We start from the raw sequence: 21,078 nt of genomic DNA, 5'->3' as shown, positions 1-21,078 counted from the left end.
ATAGAGGGTTACTCTTCTTCTTAACGTCATATTTATATTATAATATAATACTAAGACTGTTTTTTGTCAAATATATTTCTATATGTGTCTAACTATCTTAAACTTCTCTAGATTGTAGACATCGAACTCGTCAATATTTGCCCTATCCTTGGCATCTTCATACATCTGATAGTCGCTTTCATAGTCATTTCTGTAGACTATAACAGGGTTGTTGTTGTAATTTAGTAAGAGTCCGTGATATACTCCGAAGTCTTCGATTTTGGAAATTGGCTTAACCTTATTAATCTCAAGAACTTGGATATAAATATCGTCTAGGTCTTCTTTCTTGATAGCCAAGGCATTGTTGAAAATCCCGAGATTGACCGTCTCATTTATTATATCTAGGGCTATGTTTTTCCTGGTTGGATAAATTGATCCTGCCCTTTCTCTCTTATCTCCCATTTTTATTTCTATAATTACACCATTGTGGTTATCTTCGAATTCCTCATCGTATTTGTCGAGATATTTTCCTGTATCTAGATAATGATTCAAGGAATCAAAAGCGAGTTTTACAAATTTGTCCATTTTTCTATCCTAACAATTTTTCTATATCTTTTTCCATATTCTCTGGCTTCTTGTTTGATCCGAAACGAGCTACTACATTTCCATCTCTATCTATCAAAAACTTGGTGAAGTTCCATTTGATGGCCTTGCCTAGTCCTGCCTTTTCTTCCTTAAGGAAGGTATAAAGTGGGTCTTCATTTTCGCCATTTACGTCGATTTTCTTGAACCTATCAAAGCTTGTCCCAAACTTTAGGGCACAGAAAGAGTCTATCTCCTCATCAGATTCTGGGGCTTGGTTGCCAAATTGATTGCAAGGAAAGTCCAAAATCTCAAAGCCCTGATCCTTATATTTCTCATACAAAGCTTCAAGAGCGTCGTATTGTTTGGTAAAGCCACAGTGGGTTGCTGTATTTACTATAAGAAGGACCTTGCCCTCATATTTACTAAGGGAGATTTCCTTATCATCTTTATCTAAAACTGTAAAGTCATATACACTTGTCATAAAACCTCCTTGACTCTTATAATATAGATTATACAGCTTGGCTTTATTTTTGCAGTTGACATTTTTAATAATTAGTTATATAATTCTATTATCATAAACTTTATATAAAGAAGAGTAGTACAAGGACTTGATTACAGAGAGCTTCGTTTTGGTGAAAGAAGTAGATGGAAGTTGTATGAAGATGGTCTTTATCTAGGAGGCTTCGATATTAGAGGTCTACGTTAGCTTACGTTACAAAGCAAGGGTATGTTTGTACCTGATGAGTTTATATGTGTGAGCATATATTAAATTAAGGTGGTAACACGGATTTTCGTCCTTAGGTCTTTTGACCTAGGGACTTTTTTTATATAAATTTTATGAAATTTATTTAAGGAGTTACTATTATGAGTAAATACAAAAACATCGACACAGCATGTGTCAGAGCAGGTTATGAAGCAAAAAAGGGAGAGAGTAACCTCCCTCCAATAGTTCAGTCGACTACATTTTCTTACGAGAAAACAAATGAGATAGCTGATTTATTTGACCTAAAGGAGAGCGGATTCTTCTATACAAGGCTTGGAAATCCTACTATAGATGCCCTAGAGAAGAAAATAGCAGATCTTGACGGAGGAGTGTGCGCAGTAGCGACAGGATCTGGCCAAGCAGCCAACCTCCTAGCTGTCCTAAATATAGCCAAGGCAGGAGATAATATAGTTGCTGTAAATAATATTTATGGAGGAACTTACAATCTTTTTGCCAATACCCTAAGGGATTTGGGCATTGAAACTACATTTGTAAATCACAATGACTTGGATGAGCTTAAGGCTGCCATTGATGATAAGACAAAGCTAGTCTTTGGAGAAACTATATCAAACCCTAAAGCAAGCGTAATCGACATAGCTTCCTACGCAGATATTGCCCACGAGCATAATATTCCATTGATCCTAGACAATACCCTAGCAACCCCTGCCCTTGTTAGGCCAATAGATTATGGTTGTGATATTGTAACTTACTCATCTTCTAAGTATATAGATGGTCACGCAGCAGCCCTTGGTGGTCTTATAGTAGATTCTGGAAACTTCGATTGGGCAAGGGGAGATTTCGATAGACTTACTAAGCCTGACGAGTCCTACCACGGCCTTATCTTTACTGAACAATTCAAAAACGCTGCCTACGGGGCAAGGCTTAGGACAGTTGGCCTAAGAGATTACGGAGCAGTTATATCTCCACAAAATGCCTTCCTTACAATCTTAGGTCTCGACACCCTAGGCTTGAGAATGAACAAACATTCAGAAAACGCCCTAAAGATCGCAGAGTTTCTAGAAAATTCCGACAAGGTAGAATCTGTTTCCTATTCTTTCCTAGAATCCTCCCCATCATATCCTTATGCCAAGAAATATCTTAAGGGAGGATCTGGAGTTGTGTCTTTTGAAATAAAAGGTGGAAGAGATGAGGCAAGCAAATTCATCGACTCTCTTAACTTAATCACGCTCGCAGTCCATGTGGCAGATGCAAGAAGCCTCGCTCTTCACCCAGCCTCCTCTACCCACAGGCAGCTATCTGATGAAGAACTCGAAAAGGTTGGAGTATCAAAGAGTCTGATCCGCCTTTCAATAGGAATAGAAGATGCGGATGACCTTATCGAAGATATAAGCCAAGCCCTAGATAAGGCTGTAAGGAGCTAAGATGCCAGTAATAATACCAGAAAATCTAATCTCAAAGGAAACTTTAGGAAGAGAAAATATATTCACCATGGAAGAAGAAAGGGCCAAGTCTCAAGATATAAGGGCCCTTAAGATAGGCATAGTAAATCTCATGCCAACCAAGAAGGAAACAGAAGTCCAGCTTTTGAGGTTAATATCAAACACTCCCCTACAAATTGAAATTGACTTGATAGCGATGGCAAGCTACAAGTCTTCGAATTATCAAAAACACTTGGAGAAGTTTTATGTAAGCTATGAAGAAATAAAGGATAAAAAATACGACGGCCTAATTATAACCGGAGCTCCCCTAGAACATAAGGCCTACAACGATATAATCTACTGGGAGGAGCTTAAAAAAATATTTGAATTTGTAAAGAAAAATGTCTACTCGACCCTTTTCATCTGCTGGTCTGCCATTGCCGCTCTTGATTATTACTATGGTGTGAATATTGATTCTTTGGATAAGAAAATATTTACAGTAAACCAATATTATAAGGAAAGCTCAGATCCCCTCTTTCTAGGCTTTGACGATAGTTTCTATATGCCAAACTCAAGATACAAGACAATCAGAAAGGAAGAAGTCGAGAGGATTCCTAAGCTTAAAGTCCTCCTTTCCGATGATGAGATGGGAGCAACTATCATTAAGAGTATCGACAATAGATTTGTCTTTAACCTAAATCATCTAGAATACGACACCAATACCCTAGATGATGAGTATAGGAGGGACATAAAAAAGGGACTGGGAACTAGTCCTGCAGAAAACTACTATCTTGACGATGATCCAAATAAAAAAATTATCCAGAGATGGAGATCAACTGGATACATATTCTTTAACAACTGGATCAACCACTATGTCTACCAACACACCCCATACAAGATTTCCGATGTAGAGACAATTATATAAAGTTTACAAAAGCAGGAGCCCGTAAGCTTACTTATTTCAAAAAAGTTTTTGATTAAATAAGCTTACCCTCCTGCTTTAATTTTTATCTTTAAGAGCCAGTGACATCTTATTAATTATATCTTAAACCTGGTTTTTTTTTTTACTTTATAAGTCCATTAAATATTGAAGAAGGTCCAGTTTTTGGATACTGTCTTATTAGTTCCTTGTATAAATTAAAAACATTATGGCTTAGGCCCTTAGCTAGTCCTTTCTCTAGATTTAGGATTGAAAGATCTTCCTTAAGATAATGGACCCTATTCATAAAGCTTTTATCTTGATTTTTCTTATACTTAAATAAGATTTTCTTCTCCTCTGTAGAAATTTCTCCATCCTTAAGCAATTTATCTATTGTCCTATCTAAATTTTCTTCATTTAATTTATCCATAATTAATCTCCCCCCTAGTATTTTAATTTAAGGCTTTAAGTTTTATTTCATAAAGCCCCACCTTATTCACTTACCCTGTCCCTATGACTATAAACACGATATCCATACAGAAAATCAGAAAAGATTGTACGTAAAAGGGGCTGTTACAAAACTATGAATAATCATCGTACCATCGTTAGAAGGTTCTCTTAGGAAATTTTACCTCTCCTGGCCGGTAGGCCAAGAAAGTCCGCCGGCTCATGGAGGCTGCCTGCCGACTGATGGAGGCGATTAGCCCGTCGGCTTATTGAGACTTTCCGTGGAGGTTCTTCTAACGATAATGGTACGATTTATTCATTCTGCAACAGCCCCCTACTTTATTTTACAAATCTTTCTACTATCATAGCAGCCCCTAAGTCTGTGCTTGTGTTGATGGCTGTGGCTAGGGGATCTACTATGGTTGCTATTAGGACCATGATTGGAATCGAGCTTTGAGGGAAGGCAAAGGCTGATATGAGGAATATCTCTCCAGTGTAGCCTCCTCCCGGAACTGCCCCCATAACTGATGAAGCTATGACTGATACTGCTATAGCTGTCAAGAGATTAGAGGGATCTAGTAAGTCTATGCCAAATATAGGGCACAAGAGGGCAATTTTTATTATTTGGATCAAGACCGTTCCGTCCTTGTGGAGATTTGCCCCTATGGGAAGGACTATTGAATTTACGTCTTCTCTGATTCCAATTTTTCTTCCTGCCTCAAGATTGGGAGGAAGGGCTGCCGCAGAGGAGCTCGTCCCAAAGGCTGTAAGAACTGGTGGCCACATATATGTAAATAGCTTCTTGCAAGACTTAAGTCCTCCTCCAATAAAGGCCATGATGAAATTCACAAAGAAGAAATATATTATTGAAGCTAGGGCAAATATAAGGATTGTCCTTGATAGGGGTCCTACAATCTGGCTGCCATTTTCTCCTAAAAGGACTGCAAAGTAAGCACCCAAGCCTATTGGAGCAAGCTTCATTATATATGAGATAATCTTTGTAACTACCTTAGAGGATTGGTCTATAAAGTCCTTTACAAGCCTTGCCTCATTAGCAAGCTTAGATATAGCAAGTCCTACGAAGAAGGAGAAGACTATAAGGGCCATTAGATTTTCCCTAGAAAGTAATTTATAAAAATCATCAACCGTAAGCATGGATAAAAGATCGATACTCGGACTTTTCTCTATTTCAAAATCCTGGAAATTAAGGGCAGCATTCTTGCTAGGGTCAAATATTTGAGTAAAAACTATCATGTAAATTGCTGCAAATAAGCCTGTGATAATAAATATAAGAAACATAAGTCCTAGGATCTTTCCTATAGTCTTTGTCGTCTTCATTCCTGTAATCGAAGATACAATTGATGTAAAAATCATTGGAACTATTGATACATACAAGAGATTTAGGAAGATATTGGCTACTCCTTCCAGGCACTTTGCAGTTTCTCCTAAGATAAGTCCTAGGATAGCTCCAACAAACATTGACAGTAATAATATAAGAGATGCTTTATTTTCTTTTAAAATTTTCATTTAGACCTCCTTTTGGGTAAAAAAATACCAGCCCATATTTTCCATGACTATTATTTCAAATCTTGGAGAGACAAATACTTTTAGAAAATAATGAGCCAGCATTTTGCTAAGGTATTTAGTTTTGGAAGTGATTGATTTTAGATAGCTTTCGGAGAGTCGAAGACTAAATCTAAAATCTTTTTTATAGTCTTGTGCTTGTTCTTTCCTATATAAGCATCTTAGGAAATTCGAAACATATTTTTGATATTTTTGTTTTCAAATAAGCATGACTAAGCTTTTTCTTTTGATCTTTCGAGAGCATACTTTTTCTTTGAGATTACCATATTCACTACTGCGGGTCAAATTGGATGTGACCGAATTTTACTCCGCTACGAAATACCCATTTAGGGTATTTCTTGCTCCTATGTATCTGACTTGTTTTTTCTAAACAAGAGATACTTTAAATTGCTAAGAGCTTCGCTAACTCGGGTCAGTTTGGCTTTCTCCAGAATCACTCCGCTGCGAATTTTCCATTTAGGAAAATTCTTGCTCATATGTAGTCTCACTTGTTTTTCTAAACAAGTGAGATGACGCTATTTTTATCTCGAAGGATTACTCTTTCTTTGGATTAACGCCGCTTCGAAATCTCCATTTAGGAGATTTCTCGCTCATATGTAGTCTCACTTGTTCTTTCAAACAAGTGAGATAATAAATCGCAAAGCGCTTCACTACTTTGCGACCCTACCAGGTCGGGTAGCAGCGCTTACCAAGCTGGTATCCATGCTCCTTCTGTTATTTCTTCCATGTCTTTTTTGGTTTCTTCTGTTTGGTAGTATTTTACGAATTCTTTGTAGTCTTCGTTGTTTTCGTCTTCTTTTCTTGCTGCTATTAGGTTGATGTATTGTTTTACTGATTCTGTTTTTGGGTCTTCTTTGAATATTGCGGTTTCTTTATCTAGTCCTGCGTCTAGGGCGAAGGTATCGTTTACTGCTGCTAGGTCGCAGTCGTCTAGGCTTCTTGTTGTTTGGGATGCGTCCATTTCTATTAGTTCTAGGTTCTTAGGGTTGTCTGTTACTTTGTCTAGTCCTATTAGGTCGCCTGCTTCGCCTTCAACTTTGATTAGGCCTGCCTCTTGAAGTAGGAAGAGGGCTCTTGCTCCGTTTGTTGGATCGTTAGGTATGGCGATTTTGGCTCCGTCTTCTAGCTCGTCAATTGATTTGAGCTTGTTTGAGTATAGGGCCATTGGGGCAAGCATTGTATCTCCGATTGATACTAGGTCTGATCCCTTTGATTCATTAAATTCGTTTAGGAATTTGTAGTGTTGGTAGGCGTTTAGGTCGATATCTCCAGCAAGAAGGGCTTCATTTGGTTGGCTGTAGTCTGAGAAAATTACAAGCTCTGCCTTTTTGCCTGTTCCTTCTTCGTATCTTTTGATTACTTCATTTAGGACGTCGTTGTATTCACCAACTACACCAATTTTAATTGTGCCGTCTTCTTTTTTGGAAGTCTCCTCTGTTTTTACTTCTTCCTTAGTGTCTCCTGGTTTCGCTTCCTTGTTTGCTCCACATGCGCTAAATCCTAGGACTAGAGCAAGTGCTAGAGCGATTTTTGTAAATTTTTTCATCATATTCCTCCTATAATTTACATTTATATTATTAAAGATATTAATCTTAATAACCTATCTTAGTTTAAATATTGGGATTACTGCTCCCTTGTATTCGTCTTCTATGACCTTTTTTGTTTCATCTGTTAGATAATAGTTTTCTATGAAATTTTTGATATCTTCATTATCCTTATTATTTTCTTTTACTGCTATTACATTTATGAAGTTCTTGGCTCTTTCGTTTTCTGGATCTTCAAGAAAGATTGAATCTTCTGTTGGTGAAAGTCCTGCTTCCATGGCCATATCAGAATTGATAAGGGCTGCATCAACATCTTCTAGGGCTCTTGATACTTGATCTGCTGGAAGCTCTACAAACTCAATGTTTTTAGGGTTTTCTGCTATATCATCTAGGGTTATAAAGTCTCCGCTTCCTTCCTTAATCTTGATCACTCCTGCAGATTCCAAGATGTATAGGGCTCTGGAGTTGTTTGATACTTCAACAGGTATGGCAATCTTGCCTCCTTCAGGGATTTCTACTATGTCTTTAATCTTTTGTGAGTAAACTCCCATCGGCGATATTATTGTATCTGCAAGATAAGTGAAGTCTGCATTTTGGTTTTTGTTATAGTCTTCTATAAATATATAGGTCGCAAAGGACGATAGGTCGATGTCTCCGTCTTTTAGGGCATCGTTGGGTTGGTTGTAGTCGTTAAATCTTACAAGCTCAATCTTTTTGCCAGTATCCTTCTCGTATCTTTTGATGGCATTTTCGTATTCGGTATTTCTCTCGCCTACTACTCCAAGCTTAAGAGTTTCCTTGCTTTCGTTTTTCTCTGCCCCACCACAGCTTGTAATTAAAACTGCGAGGGCCAGAGCCGATATAATTCCAAATATTTTTTTCATACTTCCTCCTAGTGGCTAGTCTTTCTGATGAGTATGTTTGATACTCCTTGGATTATAAATACTATGATTAAGATTATTACTACAGATACTAGAACTACGTCGTCCTTGTACCTTTGGTATCCTACCGCTATGGCGAGATCTCCGATTCCGCCTCCACCGATTAATCCAGCCATTGCTGTAAGACCTAGTAGGGATATTAGGGTTATGGATGAGGCTCTGATTAGGGAAGGAAGTCCTTCTCTTAGATAAACTGACCAGATTATCTCAACCGGTCCCTTACCCATTGCTTCTGCTGCTTCTATCACTCCAGAATCTACTTCGGCTAGGGCCTGTTCGACTTGTTTAGCGAAAAATGGCACTGTTGAAAATATTAGGGGAACTATAGCTGCTGTAGGACCTATTCTGGTGTTAACTATAAGCTTGGTTATAGGTGCGATTAGGGCAAGCAAGATTACAAAGGGGATTGCCCTAAAGGTATTGGTTATCTTATCAAGCACTGAGTAAAGCTTTCTGTTTTCTAATATCCTTCCCCTGTCTGTCACAACGAGAATTACTCCAAGTATGAGGCCGAAGATTCCTGCAAATATTGCAGAAACGACAAGCATGTGTAGGGTGGCCCAAGTTTCTTTTACAATCCTATCTGATATGGATAGGGCATAATCAAAGTATCCCATCTCTACCTCCTAAAATTCTAATTCTTACATCTCTTTCTTCTAAATAACTAAGCACTTCGTCAAGACTTCCATTTGATCCCTTAAAGGTAACTATGAGGTTACCCACTGGTGTTTGGCTAATAAATTCTATATTTGCTGCAAGGATGTTGGTCTTTATGCCAAACTTATCATAGATTTCATTGATAAGAGGCTCGGTTGTGCTTGCTCCCTTGTAGTTAAGTTGGACTAGGATTTCATCTTCCTTTAAGATTCCTATATTTTCCTTAACTTCTTCGATTGTAGCTTCGACATTAGTTGAAGTTTCTACAAACTCTCTGGTAAGTTCTTCTTTTGGGTCGGAGAATATGTCCAAGGTATTTCCTTCTTCTATAACCCTTCCGCCTTGCATCACGGCACATTTATTGCAAAGGTCTTTTACAACTTCCATCTGGTGGGTGATGATTACAATCGTAAGCTTAAGCTTCTCATTGAGCTCCTTAAGGAGAGCTAGGATTTGCTTGGTAGTCTTTGGATCTAGGGCACTTGTCGCCTCATCACACAGAAGAATCTCAGGATCTGAGGCAAGGGCACGGGCTATAGCGCATCTTTGCTTTTGCCCACCGGAAAGCTCTCTTGGGTAGGAGTCAGCCTTATCGCCGATTCCCACAAGCTCTAAAAGCTCTTTAGCTTTCTTGATCTTTTCTTCCTTTGGTATTTTATCTCTTTTGATTGGAAAGATTACATTATCCAAAACTGTAATATTATTCAAAAGATTGAAGTGTTGGAAGATCATGCCGATCTTCTTTCTCCTATTTCTCAATTCCTTATTAGATAAGTCGAGGAGTCTTTCTCCCTTTACTATTACCTCTCCTTCAGTTGGTCTTTGGAGAAGGTTGATAGTCCTTACTAGAGTCGACTTACCCGCTCCAGAAAAGCCCACAATCCCGTAGGCATCTTGCTTTTCAATTTTGATACTTACATCATCGACTGCCTTGAAGCCATCAAAGTCGACTGTAATATTCTTTAACTCAATCATATTTCCCTTCCTAAACTTGTAATAAAAAAAGTCCCCAGCTTCCCGAAGGAAACTAAGGACGAAAATTCGCGTTACCACCTTAATTCATATACGTTCACACGCATAGGCACTCATCAAGTACAGACATACTCTACTTCTGTAACGGGAAGACCCGTATAGCTCTAATATCGAACTATCCCATCAAAGGCCATCTTCATCTAAATCAACATCCACCCCTTTCACCAAACGGGGCTCTCTGTAGAATATCTTTCTAGACTACTCTTCTTTTCAAATGGTGTCAAAACTTTATTTATTTGATAATCCTATAATACCATGGTATTTTTTCCTTGTCAAATAATTTGAAATAATTTGTATAAGTATTAGTTTTTTATATCTATAACTAAAATTTGCTTAAAAGATCATAGCTTAGTATAATGATATCATATAGGGAATGTAATTAATTTTAACACATAAAAAGCAGGAGTTGCAGCTCCTGCTTTTTATTTTGGGCTAGTTATCATCATTTGAAAACTTGCTATCTAACCACTTACATACATAGTAACTCGCTATGTTTATCGCGATAGCAAACAATAAGGAATGTAATTTTGACATTTTAACACCTCCTAACTGTTACCAGTATAGGGATGATAACAATTTAATTATAGCAGATTTTTATAATTTTTAGGGAAAATTTACCCTTAAAAGATAGATAAATTTTCATTTTAAGCCAATAAGTATTATAATATAAATGAATTTATAAAGGGAGGTAATATGGTAGTATATAATCCAAAATCTAGCAAGGCTAGTGAATTTATTAACCATGAAGAAATTTTAGAAACTCTTGATTATGGTAGAGAAAATGCCCATAATAGAGAGCTTATCATAGATATTTTAAATAAGGCAAAAAAGGCTAAGGGATTAAGCCACAGGGAAGCCTTCGTGCTTTTATCTTGTAAGGAAGATGACCTAAACGAAGAGATCTTTAATCTTGCCAAAGAGCTTAAACACAAGTTTTATGCGAATAGAATAGTGCTTTTCGCACCTTTGTATTTGTCTAACTATTGTGTAAATGGTTGCTCTTATTGTCCTTACCACGGTCAAAACAGGACTATTCCAAGAAGAAAGCTCAGCCAAGAAGAGATTCGCGAGCAGGTTATAGCCCTCCAAGACCTAGGACACAAGAGACTTGCCCTAGAAGCTGGAGAAGATCCAGTAAACAATCCTCTAGAATACATACTAGAGTCAATTGATACAATCTATAATATCAAACACAAAAACGGAGCTATAAGAAGGGTCAATGTAAATATCGCAGCTACTACTGTTGAAAATTACAGGAAACTTCACGAGGCAGAAATCGGAACCTATATCCTCTTCCAAGAAACTTACAACAAGAAAAATTACGAGTCCCTTCACAAGTTTGGTCCAAAATCTAACTACGAATACCATACCGAAGCTATGGATAGGGCCTTCCAAGGTGGCATCGACGATCTAGGACTTGGAGTATTGTATGGACTCGATTCTTATGAATATGAATTTGTTGGCCAATTAATGCACGCTGAGCACCTTGAAGCAAGATTTAACGTTGGACCTCACACAATCTCTGTTCCTAGGATCCAACCTGCTGATGATATAGATCCAAATGACTTTGACAATTCCCTATCTGATGAAATGTTTGAGAAAATCGTAGCCTGCATCAGGGTTGCAGCACCATATACTGGTATGATCGTATCAACTAGAGAAAGCGAAAAGGTTCGTGCTAAGCTCTTAGATCTTGGTATTTCCCAAATTTCTGGAGGTTCTAAGACTTCTGTCGGTGGATATACAGAAAATGAAACCAAAGGAAGCGACCAATTCGAACTATCTGATAACAGGACTCTAGATGAAATAATCGACTGGCTAATATCCAAAGACCACGTTCCAAGCTTCTGTACAGCTTGCTACAGGATGGGTAGGACTGGAGAGACCTTCATGGGCATGGTCAAAAAACACGGAATCGGTAATATTTGCCATCCAAACGCCCTCACAACTCTCGAAGAATATGTAGTAGATTATGCAAGTGATAAGACAGCAAGAGATGCCGAAGCCCTTATCCAAAGAGAACTTGCCAACATTCCAAACCCAGAAGTCCGTGAGTCAACTAGAGAAAATCTAGAAAAAATCAAACAAGGACAAAGAGACCTTTATATCTAATATGAAAACACAAAATAGTGAGAGAGTTCACATAGGAATATTCGGTAGGACCAATGCCGGAAAGTCCACGCTCTTAAATTATATGACAGGGACTGATACTGCAATAGTATCGGAAGTTGCTGGAACTACGACAGATCCTGTAAGAAAGGCCATGGAGATAACGGACTTTGGCCCAGTCCTTTTCATAGATACGGCTGGAGTCTTTGATAAAAGTACGCTCGGTAGTAAGAGGATTGCCAAAAGTCTTGCTATCATAGATAAGTGCGATATCTTTATCTACTGCCTAAGTCTTGATGAAGATTTTGAAATCTTAAAGGAAATAAAAAAGAAAAATAAGCCAATAATCTATGTTGCAGGCAAGCAAGATAGGGCTGAAGGGGCTAAGATTTGCGAAAAATACCAGACCCTTTCCCCTATCCCAATCGATGTGAGAAATAAGGACGATAGGCTAAAGATCTTCGCTAAGATAAAAAATCTTTACAAAAAAGAAGACCTAACTATCACCAGAAATCTCGTAAAAAGCGGTGATATAGTCCTTCTCGTAATCCCACAGGATAAGGCGGCCCCAAAGGGTAGGCTTATTAAGCCTCAAGTTATGACTATAAGAGAACTTATTGATAAGAAGGCTACAGCCATAGCTTGCGATCTTGATAGCCTAGAAAATACCCTAAAGGCCCTAAAGGATAAGCCAGACCTTGTAATCTGCGACTCCCAAGTCTTTAAGGAAACAAAGGACATCCTAGAAGAAGGGACAAGACTTACTAGCTTTTCAATTCTCTTTTCTGCCTTTAAGGGAGACTTAGCCTATTTTATAGATTCTGTAAAAAGACTTGATGATCCTTTAGAAAGAATACTAATATCAGAAGCTTGCACCCATCCTCCAATCGATGAGGATATCGGAACAGTAAAGATTCCAAAGATGTTAAAGAAAAAATATCCAGACTTAGATATAGAATTCAACAGAGGCGATGACCCGATCGACTATGATAGATACGACCTAATCATTTCTTGTGGAGCTTGTATGTTTAATAGGACTACCATGCTAAGCAAGGTAGATGAGGCCAAGAAAAGAAACATCCCTATGACCAACTACGGCATAACCATAGCCTATCTTAAGGGAATACTAGAAGATGTATCTTTGCCAGACTAAAATAGACCTAAAAGCTTTTACTTGTACTTAAGGCTTTTAGGTCTTTTCTTATGAGTATTTTCTTGTATTCTTATCGTAGGTTATGACATCTCCCCTGTCAGTAACGATCTCGTATCCTGCATTTTTTATTCTAAGTTCAAGGCAAGCCCTGCATTCTGCCGCCTCATCTCCTGTACATATTTTATTATCATATAGAGAGTATTTCTCCCTAACCATGGTTGGTGAAAGATTTGGCATTAAGACATTGGCTCCAGCTTGAAGGCCTCTTTCTCTTCCCAAGGGATTGATTGTTCCCAGGGCAGTTGTAGCAGGTATTAGGGCATAAGGGAAAAGAATCCTGAGTATTGATACAAGCCTTAGGGTCATCTCAAATGATCCATTAGGAAAGTTCCTGAAGGGCGTATCATGCTGGGTCATGTAAGGGCCTATTCCAATCATGGCAGGCTCTAGCTCTTCTAAAAATCTCAAGTCCTTTATTATATCTTCTGTCCTTTGGTAGGGAGATCCCACCATAAAGCCTCCACCGACTTGAAAGCCGATTTCCTTTAAGTCCCTTAGGGCTTGTCTTCTTCTTTCAAAGCTCATAGTTTCTGGGTGAAGCTTTGAGTAATGGTCCTTATCTGAAGTCTCTTGCCTTAGAAGATATCTGTCAGCTCCTGCCTCAAATAATCTCTTGTAGGAATCATAAGATCTTTCACCCAAAGATAGGGTAATAGCCACATCGTCGTGGAGATTTTTGATTTTTTTCACTATATCGACGAACATATCATCTGTGAAATGTCCATCCTCTCCACCTTGGAGGACAAAAGTCCTGTAGCCTAGCTTATAGCCAAGGTCTGCACAAGCTAGAATATCTTCCTCGCTAAGCCTATATCTTTCGACCTTGTCGTTGGACTTTCTTATTCCACAATAGTAACAGTCATTCTTGCATATATTGGAAAACTCTATCAGACCCCTGACGAAGACCTTATTTCCATAGATTTCTCTTCTAATAGCATCGGCCTTATTGTTAAGACGATCTGTTAAGCTTTCGTCTTCTATCCATCTTTTTAGAGTTTCGTCATCATAGTGTTTGGTATTCTTTAGTTCCATAAAAATTTATTTACTCTTCTTATCTTTTTTCTTCTTGTCTTTTTTCTTTTTCTTGGACTCATTGGCTTTTTTAGCCTTTTTTGTTACTTTTTTTATAAATTCATCGGAGTCTTTTACCTTGACAAACTTTGACTTAATCTCTCCAAAGGATTGATCTTTCTGCCCCTTCTTGCAATGACCAAGACAGCCTGTTTTTAGTTTAAATCCGTATTCGTCACTAAGTTTTTCTAGTTTATCTATATCAACATTTGAGCATTTTTTACATACTTTTACTTTCATAAAAACTCCTATAAAAAAATCAGGAGACTTTTGCGAGATTGCAACAGCCTCCTTGGGTTTGGTAAAATAAATTCACTAATAATATACTGCTGTTACTTAGTTTTGCAAACGAGATTTAGCTTGTATATTCTTTAAATTTTAATAATCCTAGTCCCTAAAAAGCTTATAGGGAAACTTAGATTTTTTTGCTCTTGTAAGATAAGCTTCTATATTTCCATCAAGCTTGGGGAGGAAATATTCTTCTAATTCATAATATCTTTCCCTAAAAACCTCTGGGTAGGATTCATCTAGGTAAAGATCCATGCCCTTTTTTAGTCCTAGGAAGGTCTCATCAAATATCATGTAAAGATATTGGACTAGATAGTCATAGTCTGTGTACTCGTTCCTATATAAGAAATTTCTTATAAATTCTTCCTCTTTTGGATCTAGGTCATAAATATCCTTGTAAAGTTCTAGATCCTTTAAGGGAAAGCTTTGGCTTATAGCAACCTTCGCTGGAAAAAAATAAGAATCCGCCCTAAGAATCCTAAAGCCTTCTAGAAACTCGTTTTTACGAGCAGAGGACTTCCCAATCTGGGCAAGAGATGCAGAAGCCAGGGCTATATCTGGATCAAGCCTCAAGTCTTTAGCCATTTTTTCTGCAGTTTTTCCGCAAATCCAGGATTTTATAATCCACCTATCAGACTTATCCTTAAAGGCTTTTTCTAAATAATCTATTATCTTATCCTTGTTGGGAATATTCCCAAATCCTTCTTTATACATCTAATCTTATCTTTCCGTAAGCGTAGGTCTTAGAAGACCCCTCTTCTAGGGCAAAGGAAAACTCATCTCCGATCTTTTCCCCTAAGGCCCTTACGCTTTCCTTGTTTCTAATTTCATTTCTGTAAACTAATTTGATATAGCCTATGTCTTTGGCAAAAATATCTGAAAGTTCATTGATATAGTCGAAGTAGACCGCATTGTTTACATGGAAATTCGTATCTATATCTGCCTTTCTAATGTAAATGTCTCCTACAAAATCAAGGTCCTTTTCTAGTTTCACATCCTTAGCAGAAAACACTTCCTCTTCTCTACCGTAAGCTTTTATTAGATCATCAAGGATTTTTACCGGACGAAGTCTTTCTATATCCATCAACAAAAACACAGCCTTGGCCACTACGAGGATTTCTCCATTTTTTTCAACTACAAAGTCCCTATAGGCATAGAACCTATTCATGTGGGTAGGTATGGTTGTGATTTCTATCTCATCATCGAGTTTTACGTGCCTTCTTATGTCTATCTCCCATGAATAAGCAATCCATCTGAATTTTTCCATGTCTATATCTTTTTCGACAAATGATGCTTGCTCGAAACTAACATCAAACATCAAAGCCGCAAGGTTTCTCATAGTCAAATAACCATATCTGTCACAAAACATATGTCCAATAGAATATTTTTTCTTATATTTCATAATTCTCCTTACAATGGTGCTACATCCATAAACATCTGAGCTATATTAAAGTAAACTATAAGGCCTAAAGAGTCCACTATAGTTGTGATGAGAGGACTTGCCATAATAGCTGGATCTGCTCCGAGCCTTTTGGCAATTATTGGAAGAAGAGATCCCACGACCTTGGCAGTAACTACTATAAAGAAAAGTGTAACTGCAACTATAAGGGCGATCTCAACTCCTACCTTATCGAACAGATAACATTTTAAAAATCCTACTACTGACAAGAATAAGCCACATACCATTCCAATCCTACATTCCTTCCATACGACCTTGGCCCAATCGGATAGTTCTATATCCTTTGTGGCCATGGCACGGATTACAAGGGTTGAGGTCTGGCTTCCTGCATTTCCTCCTGAGTCTGTTAGCATTGGTATAAACATGTTAAGGGCAATTATCGACTGGATAACTGCCTCGTAGCTTTTAAGTATGGTTGAGGTAAAGGCAGATGAAATCATAAGAAACATCAGCCAAGGGATCCTGTTTTTGGCAAGATCCCAAACGCTCATCTTGCTATATTCTTCCTCTTCTGGTGTGGTAGCAGCCATGATTTGGAAGTCTTCTGTAGCTTCTTGCTCGATTATCCACATGATATCATCTACTGTGATAATTCCTACAAGCCTATCTTCCTTATCCACTACTGGTAGGGCTGTGAAGCCGTATTTTTGGAAGGTCCTTGCTACATCTTCTTGGTCTTCGTCAGTCCTAACTGTGATTACATCCTCATAGAGAAGAGTAGATATTAAGGTATCTCCATCACTTGTGACGAGATTTCTCAAGGACACGTATCCTAAAAGCTTTTTGGTAGAATCTGTAACATAGCAGGTATAGACGGTGACCTTGTTATTGCCAACCCTTTTTATAGTCTGTAGGGCCTCTTTTACAGTCATTGTTATCTTAAGCTCCACAAATTCTGGAGTCATCAAACTTGCTGCAGAGTCTTCTGGAAACTTAAGATATTGGTTTACTTTCTTTCTCTTTTCTGTATCAGTATTTCTTAAAATCTTCTGAACGACGGAAGCTGGCATCTCCTCTAGGGTGTCGATCATATCGTCAAAGTCTAATTGGTCTAAAAGCGAATGAAACTCCGTATCGTTTAGGCCCTTTTTAATCTTATCCTTATCCTCTGGGTCAAGTTCTGCAAAAACTTCTATTGCATCGTCTTTTTTGAGGAGTCTGAAGACAATCAAGGCATCTTCTGCGCTTAAAGTCGAGATGAATTCTTCTATATCGACAGGGTTAGTTCTTCTCAAGAGCTTGGACAGCTTGGTCCCGTCACGCTTTTCTAGAAGTAAGTTTAACTCCTCTACCCTTTTTGAATAATCATCATAGTTTTGCATCTATTCACCTATTTGCTCTAAGAGGACTTGGAGGGCCTTTTTGAATTGATCATCCTTTGAGAAGTTCTTCTTTGAAATCTCAAGGCCTTCCTCAGTATTTTCTACTTCTATATCAGGCTCTACGCCGACCTTGTTGATCTTGGCACCTGATGGTGTGTGGTATTCGCTGATTGTAATCTTAGCACCTGATCCATCATCAAGTGGGAAAAGTTTCTGTACAATTCCTTTACCGAAAGTCTTCTTGCCTATAATCTTTGCCCTATCCCTATCCTTAAGTGCTCCAGATAAGATCTCGCTTGCTGAGGCAGAGTTTTCATTTACTAGGACTGTCATTGGGATATCATCTTTTTCTTCGTCACTTTCTTCAGTGATTACTTCTCCGTTTTTATCTTCTGTAGTTACTATAACTCCCTTATCTAGGAATTTATCTGCTATATCAAGGCAAACGTCAAGAGATCCGCCAGGATTGTTCCTAAGGTCTAGGACAAGCCCTTGCATACCAGCTTCCTTTAACTCCTTATAAGAGGTCTCAAAGTCTTCTCCTGTCACATCATCAAAGGATTTGATATGGATGTAGCCTATTTTCTTACCTCTTATCTCCATAAGGCTTTCATCGATAGTATCGACTTTTACATCACGTCTTGCGACTTCCATATCTATATCTTTGAAGTTTTTGCCGTCTTCTTCCATTCTTCTTACAGTGATTTTGACATTAGTATCTTCCTCACCCTTCATAATGGCGACAGCCTCTTCCATTTGATCTGCAGAATATTCCTTGCCTTCGACCTTTATTATATAATCTCCTTCCTTAAGGCCTGCCTCAGAAGCAGGAGATCCGTCAAAGACTTGAACAACTTTGATAAAGCCTTCCTTACTCGCTTGAACCAAAACTCCGATTCCCTTATATCTTCCATCCAGAGTCTCCATTAACTTGGAAAACTCATCCTTGCTGTAATATTGGGTGTAAGGGTCGCCGAGATTGGCAAACATACCCTTAAGAGATCCCTCATAGAGGTCCTTTTCGTCATAGTCAAAGAGGAAGTTCTTATCAAGTAAGCTCTTTAGCATATGCATATCCTCGATATGTGCTTGGTCTTCGCTCTTGTTTGTAGCATTTAAATCACGATTCAGGCCAACAACATAGCCTGTAAAACCAACTCCTGCCGTTAGGACAAGAGCTAATATAACTTTTCCAAATTTTTTCATATAGCCTCCATTAATATATACTATACTATATCACAAAATGGGTAAGAATACATTTAAGAAGAAAAATAAAATCAATTCTCAGTAAAGATTTGAGAAATGCTGAAAGTTAACGGTTCTATGGTATAATAAAGAAAAGTAAAACTAGAAAAAGGAGTTTTTATGAAAAAGAATAATTTTAAAAAGGGAATAATAGCAATAGCTCTCGCTACAAGTTTCGTTTTATCTAGCGGACAAAGCTTAACAAATGTACATGCAGCCCCAGAAGTTAGCCAAGAAAAAAGTGCAAAAGAAATATATGAAGATGCTTTCAAAGAATTGAAAGATACTTACGATTCTTGCCTTAGCTTATATGATGACTACACTTATATAAACTCAACATCTTATCCAAAGGCATCTTTTGATGGAATAATGACAAAGACTAAAGCTTACCTAGAAGAAGAAAAGGCTTTAACTAGCGATGAAGCTTATAAGCTAGAAGCAGAAACAGCTAAGTCTAAATTAGCCTTACTAAATGAAGCAAAAGATAAGCTAGACGGAGAAAGTGTAGATACAGAAACCCTAGCCAAATTATTAATGGAATCTCAAGATTTCGTTAGAAATGATTCCAATTATAAAAATGCTCCAAAAGATAAAAAAGACCTTTATGATCTTGCAATCACAAATGGTTACGTAGTTTTTAACAAAGGATCTAATAAATTATCTGAAGGCGAATATGAAAAGGCCGTAGCAGATATTAGAGAAGCAAGAGAAGCTATAATCAGAGCTGTTAAGGAAAATGCTGCCAAAGAAGAATTAGGCACAAAAATTAAAGAAACAGAAGAAATTGTTAAAAACAAAGACAAATATACCGAAAATACCTACAAGATATTTGACCTTGCTCTAACAAGTGCTAAATCAATAGAAAGTAATCCTAATTCAAAGCTTGAAGACTATGAAAATATTATAGGTAAATTAAAAGAAGCTAGAGAAGGCCTAGAACTTAAAGAAGATGCCGATAAAATCAAAAAGGCTCTTAAAGAATTAAAGGCAGCTAAAGAAGAGCACGAGCTAACAGTTAAGGCTTGCAAGATGCTCCTAAACTATCCAGCTATTGCCAAAAATTACGGCAATCAGATCAGAGCCTATCTAGAAAAATCTGCTAAGGTAATTGAGAGAGCTAACAAAATCTTAGAACATTACGGAATGAATTAGATAAGAAAAAGGAGTAAGAATGATTAAGAAAAAGATATTAGCCCTAATATTTACAATAAACTTTGCTTTTCTAGCAATAGCACCTGGTTTTCAAACTATCTCTCCAGTTAGCATAAGTTATGCAGCTGAAGATGAAATAGCAACCCAAAGAGAACAATTACAAATAGGAGTTAATGATAGCGAAAATATTTTCGCATCTAAAGCATATGGACTAATAAACAAAGAAAGTCTAAAGGCGGAATATAATGGGGCCCTAGAATATGCTAAGTCAGTTCTGAACAACAAAGACGCAAGCTATGAAGAGCTTAGAAATGCGACAATCGGACTTAATGATGCTAAGAATAATCTAAAAGAATACGGTAAGAAAATACTTGCAGTCCAAGAATTAAAAGATACTGTTGATGAGCACAAGCTTACTATAAAATCAATTAAGTTTATAATGAGTGAATATCCTGCTATAGCTCGTGCAATGGGTGAAAGAGCAAACGACCTCATAAGAAGAAGTAATGAAGTTATAGCAAGAGCAGAAAGAATAATAAGTCAATTTGAATAAATGAGTAGAGTAAGATCGGCCAAACTGGCCGGTTTTTCTTTTTATACTTGCATTAAGTTATCTTTCTGGTTAAATATATAAGCAATTTACTTAATGAAGATAAAGGGGGATTTTTGGATACAGCATCATTATTAATCTTGTCAGTGGGTCTTGCCATGGATGCTTTTGCTGCAAGTATCTGCAAGGGTCTATCTGAGAAGACACATTCTATAAAAAACAGTTTGTCGGTTGGTTTTTGTTTTGGATTTTTCCAGGCCTTTATGCCGGTTATTGGATTCTTGTTGGGAAGAAGATTTGCTAGCGCTATAAATGCTATTGATCATTGGATAGCCTTTTTCTTGCTTTTGATCTTAGGCCTTGAGATGATAAAAGAATCGAGAAATGCCTATTGTGAAGTTAACCGTGGCTTTGACTTTCTTTCCCTATCAAAGATGGGGGTTGCAACCTCTATCGATGCCTTGGCAGTAGGAGTGGGACTTGCCTTTTTAAATATCGATATAGTAAAGTCTGCATCTACCATAGGAATAGTCACTGCCCTTCTTTCAGTAATTGGCTTTAAGATTGGATCAAAGCTTGGTATGAAGAGCAAGCAAATAGCAGAGCTTACAGGAGGAATAATCCTCATAGGCCTTGGAGTAAAGATTTTAATCGAACATTTATTTTTACAATAATATCAACTAGAAAACTCCCCGACTTGATATGTACCCTCTTTACTGGACAAACCAGTAAGGAGGGTATTTTTATGAAATATAGCTATGAATACAAAAAAGAATGTGTTCAGTTGTACAGAGAGGGAATATGGCCGAAAACACCAGCAGGGACAAATGAAAAAACTT

21 protein-coding genes and 1 other annotated feature are annotated in these 21,078 nt (G+C 37.6%); of the genes, 7 read left to right on the top strand and 14 right to left on the bottom strand.

The genetic code is table 11. From position 1 onward, the window contains the following. Positions 1-78: 78 nt before the first annotated feature. Positions 79-564 (bottom strand): hypothetical protein, encoded by a 486-nt coding sequence (locus MRZ08_RS04960; RefSeq protein ID WP_297380027.1) that lies wholly within the window; start codon positions 562-564, stop codon positions 79-81. Positions 565-568: 4 nt separating this feature from the next. Further along, entirely contained in the window at positions 569-1,045 is a 477-nt protein-coding gene (locus MRZ08_RS04955; RefSeq protein ID WP_297380024.1) for a glutathione peroxidase, read from the bottom strand. A gap of 383 nt (positions 1,046-1,428) precedes the next feature. Between MRZ08_RS04955 and MRZ08_RS04950 the strand changes: the two genes are divergently transcribed. Together MRZ08_RS04950 and metA are read left to right on the top strand one after the other, a co-directional pair. Next, the gene (locus tag MRZ08_RS04950; protein WP_297380021.1) at positions 1,429-2,709 is read left to right on the top strand and encodes an O-acetylhomoserine aminocarboxypropyltransferase/cysteine synthase family protein; all 1,281 of its coding nucleotides are present in this window, start codon (positions 1,429-1,431) and stop codon (positions 2,707-2,709) included. 1 nt (position 2,710) lies between these two features. Then, positions 2,711-3,631: a homoserine O-succinyltransferase gene (gene metA / locus MRZ08_RS04945; protein ID WP_297380018.1), complete on the top strand. Its 921-nt coding sequence runs from the start codon at positions 2,711-2,713 to the stop codon at positions 3,629-3,631. A 139-nt stretch (positions 3,632-3,770) separates the two neighbouring features. Here the strand turns inward: metA and MRZ08_RS04940 are convergent, their stop codons facing one another. The 6 genes from MRZ08_RS04940 to MRZ08_RS04915 all read right to left on the bottom strand — a co-directional run bounded on the left by MRZ08_RS04940 (position 3,771) and on the right by MRZ08_RS04915 (position 9,773). Beyond that, the gene (locus MRZ08_RS04940; RefSeq protein WP_297380016.1) at positions 3,771-4,055 is read right to left on the bottom strand and encodes a hypothetical protein; all 285 of its coding nucleotides are present in this window, start codon (positions 4,053-4,055) and stop codon (positions 3,771-3,773) included. 356 nt (positions 4,056-4,411) lie between these two features. Next, positions 4,412-5,599, bottom strand: coding sequence for a dicarboxylate/amino acid:cation symporter (locus MRZ08_RS04935; protein WP_297380013.1), 1,188 nt, complete (start codon positions 5,597-5,599; stop codon positions 4,412-4,414). A gap of 742 nt (positions 5,600-6,341) precedes the next feature. After that, positions 6,342-7,202 (bottom strand): MetQ/NlpA family ABC transporter substrate-binding protein, encoded by an 861-nt coding sequence (locus MRZ08_RS04930; protein ID WP_297380010.1) that lies wholly within the window; start codon positions 7,200-7,202, stop codon positions 6,342-6,344. 54 nt (positions 7,203-7,256) lie between these two features. Beyond that, entirely contained in the window at positions 7,257-8,084 is an 828-nt protein-coding gene (locus MRZ08_RS04925; protein ID WP_297380008.1) for a MetQ/NlpA family ABC transporter substrate-binding protein, read from the bottom strand. An 8-nt stretch (positions 8,085-8,092) separates the two neighbouring features. Next, entirely contained in the window at positions 8,093-8,758 is a 666-nt protein-coding gene (locus MRZ08_RS04920) for a methionine ABC transporter permease (RefSeq protein ID WP_297380006.1), read from the bottom strand. Beyond that, positions 8,745-9,773 carry a methionine ABC transporter ATP-binding protein gene (locus MRZ08_RS04915; protein WP_297380004.1) on the bottom strand — a complete coding sequence of 343 codons (1,029 nt, stop codon included), beginning with the start codon at positions 9,771-9,773 and terminating at the stop codon, positions 8,745-8,747. The genes MRZ08_RS04920 and MRZ08_RS04915 overlap by 14 nt, the downstream gene beginning before the upstream one ends. Positions 9,774-9,824: 51 nt before the next feature. Further along, positions 9,825-10,053 (bottom strand) — a binding site (T-box leader). A 470-nt stretch (positions 10,054-10,523) separates the two neighbouring features. On the opposite strand from MRZ08_RS04915, the gene hydG reads away from it, so the two are divergent. After that, positions 10,524-11,942: a [FeFe] hydrogenase H-cluster radical SAM maturase HydG gene (gene hydG, locus MRZ08_RS04910; RefSeq protein WP_297380001.1), complete on the top strand. Its 1,419-nt coding sequence runs from the start codon at positions 10,524-10,526 to the stop codon at positions 11,940-11,942. Position 11,943: 1 nt separating this feature from the next. Next, positions 11,944-13,092 carry a [FeFe] hydrogenase H-cluster maturation GTPase HydF gene (gene hydF / locus MRZ08_RS04905; RefSeq protein WP_297379999.1) on the top strand — a complete coding sequence of 383 codons (1,149 nt, stop codon included), beginning with the start codon at positions 11,944-11,946 and terminating at the stop codon, positions 13,090-13,092. A 48-nt stretch (positions 13,093-13,140) separates the two neighbouring features. Here hydF and hydE read toward each other — a convergent pair whose 3' ends face one another. The 6 genes from hydE to MRZ08_RS04875 all read right to left on the bottom strand — a co-directional run bounded on the left by hydE (position 13,141) and on the right by MRZ08_RS04875 (position 18,498). Continuing rightward, a complete protein-coding gene (gene hydE / locus MRZ08_RS04900) occupies positions 13,141-14,184 on the bottom strand; it encodes a [FeFe] hydrogenase H-cluster radical SAM maturase HydE (RefSeq protein ID WP_297379996.1) in 1,044 nt (347 codons plus the stop codon). 6 nt (positions 14,185-14,190) lie between these two features. Continuing rightward, positions 14,191-14,463 carry a hypothetical protein gene (locus MRZ08_RS04895; RefSeq protein WP_297379995.1) on the bottom strand — a complete coding sequence of 91 codons (273 nt, stop codon included), beginning with the start codon at positions 14,461-14,463 and terminating at the stop codon, positions 14,191-14,193. Positions 14,464-14,610: 147 nt separating this feature from the next. Then, on the bottom strand, positions 14,611-15,225 hold the full coding sequence (locus MRZ08_RS04890; RefSeq protein WP_297379993.1) for a hypothetical protein: 615 nt from the start codon (positions 15,223-15,225) through the stop codon (positions 14,611-14,613). Next, entirely contained in the window at positions 15,218-15,913 is a 696-nt protein-coding gene (locus MRZ08_RS04885) for an acyl-ACP thioesterase domain-containing protein (RefSeq protein WP_297379991.1), read from the bottom strand. Before MRZ08_RS04885 ends, MRZ08_RS04890 begins: the two co-directional genes overlap by 8 nt. Positions 15,914-15,921: 8 nt before the next feature. Further along, positions 15,922-17,292 (bottom strand): magnesium transporter, encoded by a 1,371-nt coding sequence (gene mgtE / locus MRZ08_RS04880; protein ID WP_297379989.1) that lies wholly within the window; start codon positions 17,290-17,292, stop codon positions 15,922-15,924. Then, positions 17,293-18,498, bottom strand: coding sequence for a S41 family peptidase (locus MRZ08_RS04875; protein ID WP_297379985.1), 1,206 nt, complete (start codon positions 18,496-18,498; stop codon positions 17,293-17,295). It lies immediately after the preceding gene. Between the two features lie 159 nt (positions 18,499-18,657). Between MRZ08_RS04875 and MRZ08_RS04870 the strand changes: the two genes are divergently transcribed. The 3 genes from MRZ08_RS04870 to MRZ08_RS04860 all read left to right on the top strand — a co-directional run bounded on the left by MRZ08_RS04870 (position 18,658) and on the right by MRZ08_RS04860 (position 20,913). Further along, positions 18,658-19,689: a hypothetical protein gene (locus MRZ08_RS04870; protein ID WP_297379983.1), complete on the top strand. Its 1,032-nt coding sequence runs from the start codon at positions 18,658-18,660 to the stop codon at positions 19,687-19,689. Positions 19,690-19,708: 19 nt separating this feature from the next. After that, positions 19,709-20,242: a hypothetical protein gene (locus MRZ08_RS04865; protein WP_297379980.1), complete on the top strand. Its 534-nt coding sequence runs from the start codon at positions 19,709-19,711 to the stop codon at positions 20,240-20,242. Between the two features lie 113 nt (positions 20,243-20,355). Beyond that, complete coding sequence (locus MRZ08_RS04860) at positions 20,356-20,913, top strand: manganese efflux pump MntP family protein (RefSeq protein ID WP_297379977.1); 558 nt, start codon at positions 20,356-20,358, stop codon at positions 20,911-20,913. Positions 20,914-21,078 lie beyond the last annotated feature (165 nt).

Origin of the sequence: Anaerococcus sp. (assembly GCF_022770135.1) — a bacterium.
Lineage (GTDB): Bacteria > Bacillota > Clostridia > Tissierellales > Peptoniphilaceae > Anaerococcus.
Note: the sequence above shows the minus strand (reverse complement) of the source record. Positions and strands in the feature narration are given on the sequence as shown.